5 protein-coding genes are annotated in these 8,170 nt (G+C 74.1%); 3 read left to right on the top strand and 2 right to left on the bottom strand.

The window, feature by feature from the left end; translation table 11 throughout:
• Positions 1-156 precede the first annotated feature (156 nt).
• Positions 157-2,880: a cellulose binding domain-containing protein gene (locus AB0C20_RS33375; protein WP_357569494.1), complete on the bottom strand. Its 2,724-nt coding sequence runs from the start codon at positions 2,878-2,880 to the stop codon at positions 157-159.
• A 359-nt stretch (positions 2,881-3,239) separates the two neighbouring features.
• Between AB0C20_RS33375 and AB0C20_RS33370 the strand changes: the two genes are divergently transcribed.
• From AB0C20_RS33370 to AB0C20_RS33360, 3 genes are all read left to right on the top strand, one after another.
• Complete coding sequence (locus AB0C20_RS33370; protein WP_357181295.1) at positions 3,240-3,926, top strand: BON domain-containing protein; 687 nt, start codon at positions 3,240-3,242, stop codon at positions 3,924-3,926.
• A gap of 96 nt (positions 3,927-4,022) precedes the next feature.
• A complete protein-coding gene (locus AB0C20_RS33365) occupies positions 4,023-4,520 on the top strand; it encodes a redoxin domain-containing protein (RefSeq protein ID WP_357181298.1) in 498 nt (165 codons plus the stop codon).
• The gene (locus AB0C20_RS33360; RefSeq protein WP_357181301.1) at positions 4,517-5,065 is read left to right on the top strand and encodes a thioredoxin domain-containing protein; all 549 of its coding nucleotides are present in this window, start codon (positions 4,517-4,519) and stop codon (positions 5,063-5,065) included. The genes AB0C20_RS33365 and AB0C20_RS33360 overlap by 4 nt, the downstream gene beginning before the upstream one ends.
• Positions 5,066-5,070: 5 nt before the next feature.
• Here the strand turns inward: AB0C20_RS33360 and AB0C20_RS33355 are convergent, their stop codons facing one another.
• Complete coding sequence (locus AB0C20_RS33355; protein ID WP_357569493.1) at positions 5,071-7,917, bottom strand: LuxR C-terminal-related transcriptional regulator; 2,847 nt, start codon at positions 7,915-7,917, stop codon at positions 5,071-5,073.
• Positions 7,918-8,170 lie beyond the last annotated feature (253 nt).

Genomic DNA, 8,170 nt, shown 5'->3' with positions numbered 1-8,170 from the left:
TCCCCCACCCCCCCCCCGCGGCCCCCCCACGAAGCCGGTCGAGGGGGCCCCGCAGTGGTGCCGGGGTGGAACCGGTCCGCCGGGTGCCGGACCCCTCAGGCGGCCCGGCGGACCGGTGTCTGGTGGTGATCCGGGGTCCCGACCCGGATCACCCGCTCAGCGGCTCGTGCAGGTGATGGTGGCCGGGGACGTGTTGTTACCGGCCCACGAGCCGAGGAAGCCGGCGGTGGTGCTGGCCCCGGCGGCGAGCGCGCCGTTCCAGCCCGTGTCCCGGACCGACACGGCGGCTCCGGTCTGGGTGTGGGTGCCGCCCCAGAACTGGTCGATCCGCTGGCCGTCGGTGAAGGTCCAGCCCAGCGTCCAGCCGGCGATGGGGGCGCTTCCCGCGTTGCGGACCACCAGCTCGGCCTGAAATCCCCCGGACCAGGAGCCGGTCACCCGGTAGGTCGCCGCGCAGCCGACGGACGGCGGCGGCGTGGTGGGCGGTGGGGTCGTCGGGGGTGGCGTGGTCGGGGGTGGCGTGGTCGGGGGTGGCGTGGTCGGGGGCGGCGTGGTCGGGGGCGGCGTGGTCGGGGGCTCGCCGCCGCTGCGGTCGGCGACCAGGATGCCGCGACCGTTGGTGCCGAGGTAGACCCGACCGTGGACACGCGGGTCGCCGGTCAGCGCCTCGGTCGGATTGCCGTATTGGTGGCGGTCGTCGTTGACGCGTACCCAGGTCGCGCCGGCGTCGTCGGAACGGTGCACGCCCGGTTGACCGTTCACGGTGCCGTAGAGGAACACGGCGGGGTTGGTCCGCCCGGGTGCCGCCTTGCCGAAACCGACGTTGCCGGAGGCGCTGACGCCGTCCAGCCTGGTGAAGCTGGCGCCGGCGTCGGTAGAGCGCCACAGACCACCCGGCCCCGCCAGCCACAGTTCGCCGGCCCGGCCCGGCAGCGCCTTGAACCGCACGTCGGTGGTGGGCAGCCCGGCAGCCGCGGTCGGGGTGAAGCTGGCCCCGCCGTCGGTGCTCAGGTAGAAACGCCCGCCGCTGAAGCCGTAGAACCGGGTGGGGTCGACCCGGTCGGACTCGACAGTGGCGTTCGCCGGGATGCCTGTCGACGCTGCCCAGGAGTTGCCGAAACCGACCGAGTGGACGACGCGTTGGCCCGCGTCACCGGGCGCCCAGACGAAGCGGCTGCCGTCGGCCGCGGCGGCCACCGTGCCACCGAGGTTGACCCCGGACGGTTCGGTGCCCTGGAACCAGGTGGCGCCGCCGTCGGTGGAGAAGGCGACGTGACTGTCGTTGGGCCGGTCGGCGTCGGTGAAGTTGCCGGCGCGTACCAGCACCGCGGGCTTGCTCTCGGCGTAGTCGAGGCTGGTGGTCGACGTGAACACCGGCTGGGTGAACAGCATCGACGGAATGGCGTCCAGGTCGGTGTGTCGGAAGCCGCCGACGTCGCCGAGCGCGCTGATCAGGGGTGCGCCGCTGGGCGGGCTGATCAGGTCGAGGACGGCTGTCTCCTCCAGCCCCCGGACCATGGGCCGGATGGTGAACTGACCGCCGGTGTCCCACTTGGTCAGGTCGGTGGTGCCGTAGATGGTGGCGCCGGTGCCGTACATCATGCGGTTGGAGTCGTGCGGGTCGATCTCCACCGACTCGTTCATCCAGCCGAGCTTGGGCGAGGCCTCCGGAGGCGCCGGGTTGACGCCGAAGGTCAGCCAGGGCACCGAGCTGATGTCCATCGTGTAGCGGCGGGACCGCTCGGGATAGTTGCTGAACTCCCAGATCCGGGTCCAGGTCGCCCCGCCGTCGGTGCTGCGGAAGAAGATGGCGTCCGGCCACCAGGAGACCTGGGTGGCCACCATCAGCGTGTTCGGGCGAAGCCGATCGATGGTCAGCCCGCTGTAGCCGAAGTAGGCATCGGCGCTGGTGGAGGGCACCGGGCTGATCCGCGTCCAGGCCCCGGTCGACCGGGTGAACTTCCAGACGTCGCCCTTGCCGCCGTCGTACGGGCCGCCGGTGTCGCTGGTGGCGATGTAGAGGTGACCGCCGACCGGGTCGACGACCCCCTTGTGGGCCAGGTAGCCGGTGGGCTGACCGGGGACGCGCGCCCAGGTGACGCCGCCGTCGGTGCTGCGGTAGACCGGGTTCTCCTTGTCTGCCACGCCCACGTAGATGGTCTGCGTGGTGGAGCCGGCGGTGCCTGTGCTCTTGTCGAAACTAACCCAGGTCAGGCCCTGGTTCTGCCCGTTGTAGCCGTTCGGGTCGCCGGGGTCCGCCCGGTAGTTGCCGACGTTGGGGAAGGCGGCGACGCGGGCCCAGGTCACGCCGTGGTCGGTGCTGCGCCAGAGCCCGTTGCCGCCCTCGGCGCCGTAGTACACGATGCTGTTCCGGTTGGGGTCGACGGCGAGCCGCTCCCCCATCCCCCGGCCCGGCATGTTGCCGCCGTTCTTGAACGGCAGCTCGGTGGCCTGCCAGGTGGCGCCCTTGTCGGCCGAGCGCAGGATCGCGCCGTTGTTCGGGTCCCAGCCGTTTGTGTACATGCCGACCGCGGCGTACACCCGGTTGGTCTGCACCGGGTCGGTGGCGATGCTGACCACGCCGTTGTAGCCCCAGCGGTCGGCGCCGACCCAGTCGAGCAGCGGCGTCCAGGACTGGCTGGTCTGTTCCCAGCGGTACGCCCCGCCGATGTCGGTGCGCGCGTAGATGAGGTTCTTCTCGGTGGGGTTGAAGACGATGCCGGGTACGAAGCCACCACCGCCCACCGGGACGTTCCGCCAGGTGTACGCCTCCGCTGCGGCCGGGGTGGGGGCCGACCCAGCGGCGGTGAACGGGACCACCACGACGGCTGTGGCGGCGGCCAGCACGGACACGACCGTGCCGGCGAGACTTCTCCGCATCTGCGGTTCCTCTCGGGATGGAGCCCCGGGGGACGGGGTCGATCGCCTGGATGACGCCGTGGCCCGGGGGACGAGCACGACGTCGGGGACGGGCAGAGCTGCCCTGGCTCCACCACCCGACGCGACGGCTCCCGCGATCGAGGAACGCGATTACCGTAACCGAAATCGGCTCGCTTTGGAAGCGCTCCCATCATCGATGTTCGTCCCCGTTTCCCACCCGTGCCGCCCAGGTCGGGCCTCGCCGTCACCCGGTCCGGGCGAGGGCGGCTCACCCGGGGCGGCGGCAGGATCGCAGCACGGCGGACCTCGGGCCGAGGCCAGCACCCCGGTCCGCCATCGGAACAGCGGAGGAGGGACAGATGGCCATCGCGGAGATCAACCGCACCGACCAGGACATCCAGTCCGCCGTGCTCGACGAGCTGACCTGGGAACCGCGGGTGCAGCCGCACGAGATCGGCGTGACCGTCGCCGAGGGCGTCGTCACCCTGACCGGCCGCGTGGACAGCTACGCCAAGAAGTGGGCCGCCGAACGGGCCGCCCACCGGGTCGCCTCGGTCCGGGCGGTCGCCAACGACGTGGCCGTGCAGCTCACCAACGGCACCGAGCGCGCCGACAGCGACCTGGCCGCCGCGGCCAGCCACGGGCTGGAGTGGGACGCGTTCGTGCCCATCGAGAAGCTCCAGGTCACCGTCTCGGCCGGCTGGGTGACGCTGCACGGCGACGTCGAGTGGGAGTACCAACGGCGAGCCGCCGAACGCGCGGTGGCCCGGCTGACCGGCGTACGCGGGGTGAGCAACGGCATCACCGTCCGGCCGGCCACCGCGCCGGACGCCCGCAACCTGGCCGACCGGATCGTCGACGCCCTCGCCCGGGCCGGAGCGACCGAGGCCGAACGGATCAGCGTCCGGGTGCACGGCGACACCGCGATACTCGCCGGGTTGGTGCACTCGATGCCCGAACGGGCCGAGGTCGAGCAGGTTGCCTGGTCCGCGCCGGGCATCCGGGAGGTGCAGAACCACATCGCCGTCGCCCCGGTGCTGCACTGAGCGGGCGCGGGCGCCCGCTCAGCGGGCGCTGAGCGGGCGCGGAACCACCCGGGGTGGGTGAGTCCGTCTCACCCACCCCGGGAGCAGGCTGGGGGCATGAGTGATCCGAACGGGCTGATCCAACCGGGGCGCACCGCGCCCGGTTTCACGCTGCCGGCCACCCCGGACGGGGCTCTGCTGGGGCCTGAGCAGTTCCGTGGCCGGCCGGTCGTGCTCGCCTTCTACCCCGCCGACTGGAGCCCGGTCTGCGGTGACCAGATGTCGCTCTACCAGTCGGCAGCACCCGTCTTCGCCCAGTACGAGGCGGTGGTGCTCGGCATCTCGGTGGACGGCATCTGGTCACACCGGGCGTTCGCGGAGAGCCGGGGCATCGAGTTCCCCCTGCTGGCCGACTTCGAGCCCAAGGGTGAGGTGGCCCGCAGCTACGGCGCGTACATGCCGAACGGTGAGGCGGCCCGCGCGCTCGTGGTGCTGGACCCGGCCGGGAAGGTGACCTGGAGCTACCTGTCACCGCCCGACGTCAACCCCGGCGCCGACGGCATCTTCGACGCGCTGGACCAACTTGCCGCCGACCGGAAGGTGATGGCCAGATGAGCACGCCACTGCAGGTCACCGCCCGACTTCGAGACCCGGTGACCACCGACGACCACATCCGGGGGCCGGCCGACGCGGCGGTGACCATCGTCGAGTACGGCGACTTCCAGTGCCAGTTCTGCGGCGCCGCGTATCCGAACCTGCACGAGTTGCTGCGACAGCGGGCCGACACCGTACGGCTGGTCTACCGCTACTTCCCGATCGCCAACGTGCACCCGTACGCCGAACGGGCCGCCGAGACGGCCGAGGCCGCCGGGGTTCGGGGCCGGTTCTGGGAGATGCACGACTGGCTCTACGAGCATCAGGACCAGCTCGACCCGGTGCACCTCTCGCTCGGCGTCGAGCAGGTCGGGTTGCCGCCGGACGAGTTGAACGCCGAGGTGGAGAACCGTGCGCACGCGGACCGGGTGCGCCGGGACTTCGTCGGCGGCATCCGCAGCGGGGTGAACGGCACCCCGACCCTGTTCGTCAACGGCATCCGCCACGACGGCGGGTACGACCTGGCGGACCTGCTGACGGCAGCGGACGCCGCCGCCAACGCCTGACCCGCTCAGATCAGCCGCAACTCGCGCGCCCGCCGGACCGCCTCACGCCGGCGGGTCGCGTCGAGTTTGCGGTAGATGTTGCGGACGTGGGTCTTCACGGTGTTGACCGAGAGGGACAACTCGCTGGCGATCTCCACGTTGGACAGGATGCTCTGCAGGTAGCGCAGGATAGTCAGCTCCCGCTCGGTGAGCGGCTCGTCGAGCGCGCCCCTCGCCCCGGCGGCCGGCCCGTCGGCGCCCTGTCCCGCGCCCCGCACCAGGTCACTGACCAGCGTGAAGTGCGCGGTGCCCGCGTCCAGGTGCGCGGCCAGCAGGTCCCGCACGTGCGGTTCGGCGCGGGTGAAGGCCCTGCGGCAGCCCTGCGGGCCGGCCAGGTCCAGCGTCTGCTCGAGGATCCGACCCGCCCGACGCGCGTCCCCGGCGCGCTGGGCCAGCACCGCGTCGAGCAGACCGGCGTCCAGGCGTACCGGTAGGGGCCAGGCCGTGGCGGCCGGCGCCTGCCAGTCCGGCAGGGTCCGTTGAGCGGTGGCGGCGTCGCCGGCACTCAGCTGCACCTTCGCCAACGTCACAGCGAGCACCGGGTCGGCTCCCTCGTCGGCGGCGTCGGCCAGCAGCTCGCGGGCGGAGTCCAGGTCGCCCCGCGCGGCCCGCAGTTCGGCCTCCGCGGCCCGCAGCAGACCGGTCAGCTCGCCGGCGGACGGCCGGTCGGCAAGCGCCTCCCGGGCCCGGACGAGCAGCCGCTGGCCGGTCGCCGGGTCGCCGGAGTCGCGGCGTAGCTGCGCCCGGCACAGCGCGGCCACCGCCGCCGCCACCGGTTCGTCGGGGGCGGCGGCCAGCCAGTCGCCGCGCACCTCGGGGTCGCCGGCCCAGCCGCCGGTCACGTCGAGCGCCGGGAGGGCGAGGGCAAGGTTCGCCGTGGCCTCCTCGGGCTGGTCGCGCAGCAGCGCCACCACGGCGAGAGCCAGGTACGCGTGGCCGCAGTCGAGCCGACAGGACCAGCCCCGACAGGGCGGCATACCGAGCGCGTCCCTGGCCGCCCGCTCGGCTGCCCGCAGCTCGCCGCGCACCGCGAGCAGCAGCGCGGCGCGGCTCGCGGCGACCAGCTCGGTACGCGGTCGGCCGGCTTCCCGAGCCGCCGCCCGAGCCCTGACGAACCGGGCGGTGGGCAGCGCCCCGTCGGCCAACTCGACCAGCCCCAGCGCGGTACCCGTGAACGCTCGTAGGTCCAGGTCGTCGGCGGCCCCGCCACCACCGGCCGTCGGGGCGGAACCGGTCACCCGCGCCGGCAGCCGGGTCGGCGTGGCTTCCGCCGGGCGGGTGCGCAGCAGTCGGGCGGCGGCGGCCCGGACCTCGCTACGGTCGTCGGCGAGCCGGGCCACTGTCAGCTCCAAGGCGGTGACCAACCGCAGGAACCGGTCGCGGCGCGGAACCGGCAGGCCCGCGGCGTGCCCGGCGGCGGCCCGCAGGTGACCGGTGGCGGCCGGCAGGTCACCGGCGTACGCGCGCTCGGCGGCGCAGGCCAACGCCACCTCCGGGTCGGCGCGGATCACGTCCGCTGGCGGCGGCGTGGGTGCCGGGGCGTGCACCGGGTCCCTGTCGAAGCGGGTCAGCTCCGGCCAGTGCGCGACGAACAGGTCACCGGCCAGGTCCCAGCGGCCGGCGGCCAGGGCGTGCCGCAGCGCGTCGGCGGGTCGGCCGTCACCCGCGTACCAGTCGGCGGCCCGGACGTGCAGCTCGCGTAGCTCCTCGGCGGGCAACCGGGCGAGGTCGGCGCGGAGCAGGTCGGCGAGCAGGGAGTCGTACCGGTACCAGGGCGGCCGGGTGTCCTCCCGGTGCAGCAGACCACCGGTCCCGGCCAGGTCGGCCAGCACCTGCCCGGCGTCGGCGCGGCCGGTCAGCGCCTCGGCCAGGTCGGCGCAGACGGTGTCGACGACGGCGGTACGACGCAGCAGGTCCTCCTCGGCCGGGTCGAGCGTCGCCAGCACCTCCTCGTGCAGGTAGCCGGCGATCTCCGGCTGGTCTCCGCCGAACTGCCCCACCCAGCGCTCCGGGTCGGGCTGTTCGCGTACCGCCAGGGCGGCGATGCGCAGCGCGGCCGGCCAGCCGCCGGTGCGCTCCCGCAGCCGGTGCACGGCGGTCGCCGGCAGTGCGGCGGCGTGGGCCGTGAGCAGGTCGGCCACCTCGTCGTCGGTGAACGCGAGCTCGTCCGGGCCGATCTCGGTCAGCTCGCCGGCGAGGCGGAGCCGGTGCAGCGGCAGGTGCAGTCCGGCCCGCGCGCCGATCACCAGACGGAGCCGCCCCCCGGCATGGCGCAGCAGGAACTCCAGGCCGGTCAACGCCGCCGGGTCGGCGACCCGGTGCAGGTCGTCCAGGATCAGCAGCACCGGACGGTCGGCGGCGGCGAGCGTGGCGGCCAACGCCTCCAGCTGGTCGGGGCGCGGCGGCCGGTCGGGCACCGGGCCGCCGTCCGTCGCCCCGGTCGCCGACAGCAGCGCCGCGGCGAGGTACGCCCAGAGCCGGGCGGGGTCGTCGCCGGCCTCCACCGACATCCACGCCGAGACCGGGTCGTCAGCCGAGGACACCGACAGGTCGCCGGAGTCCGGCACCAACGCGCCCGGCTCCACGTCGGGTGGCGCGCCGCCCAGCCGCATCCAGGAGGCGAGCAGTGTGGTCTTGCCCCAGCCGGCGGGGGCGGCCACCAGGGTGACCGGTCCCGCGCTGCCCTCGTCCAACCGGCGCAGCAGGCGGGGCCGGGCGACCACCGGCTCCGGCGGCACGGCCGGCGTCAGCCGGGACGCCAACAGTGCTGGCCCCGGTGCCGGTTCGACCCGTACGTGATCCTGTTCCGGCACCCAGCCCCACCCCCACCACGCGCTCCGCCCCCGGTCGGCGAGCGGTTACCCGGCACGGGCCGGTTCACCCCTTCCGGGCGAGCGCGCTTCACCCGGGTGCGACAGACGATCGGGGGACGTGAACTCCGAGGACGGGTGGTACCGATGGGACGGCTGGCGCGGGCGGGACCCGCCCTGGGCGGCGCGGCGCTGGCCGGGGGCCGGTGTGTCGGTACGCCTCGGCGCGGAGGCCGTCGCCGTCAACCGCGACGAC

The organism is Micromonospora sp. NPDC048843, from assembly GCF_040649965.1.
Taxonomy (GTDB): Bacteria; Actinomycetota; Actinomycetes; order Mycobacteriales; family Micromonosporaceae; genus Micromonospora; species Micromonospora hortensis.
Note: the sequence above shows the minus strand (reverse complement) of the source record. Positions and strands in the feature narration are given on the sequence as shown.

What these genes read in the sequence shown, in the direction of transcription:
- AB0C20_RS33375 (WP_357569494.1), bottom strand. Translation starts at nt 2,880, where the DNA reads ATGCGGAGAAGTCTCGCCGGCACGGTCGTGTCCGTGCTGGCCGCCGCC.
- AB0C20_RS33370 (WP_357181295.1), top strand. Translation starts at nt 3,240, where the DNA reads ATGGCCATCGCGGAGATCAACCGCACCGACCAGGACATCCAGTCCGCC.
- AB0C20_RS33365 (WP_357181298.1), top strand. Translation starts at nt 4,023, where the DNA reads ATGAGTGATCCGAACGGGCTGATCCAACCGGGGCGCACCGCGCCCGGT.
- AB0C20_RS33360 (WP_357181301.1), top strand. Translation starts at nt 4,517, where the DNA reads ATGAGCACGCCACTGCAGGTCACCGCCCGACTTCGAGACCCGGTGACC.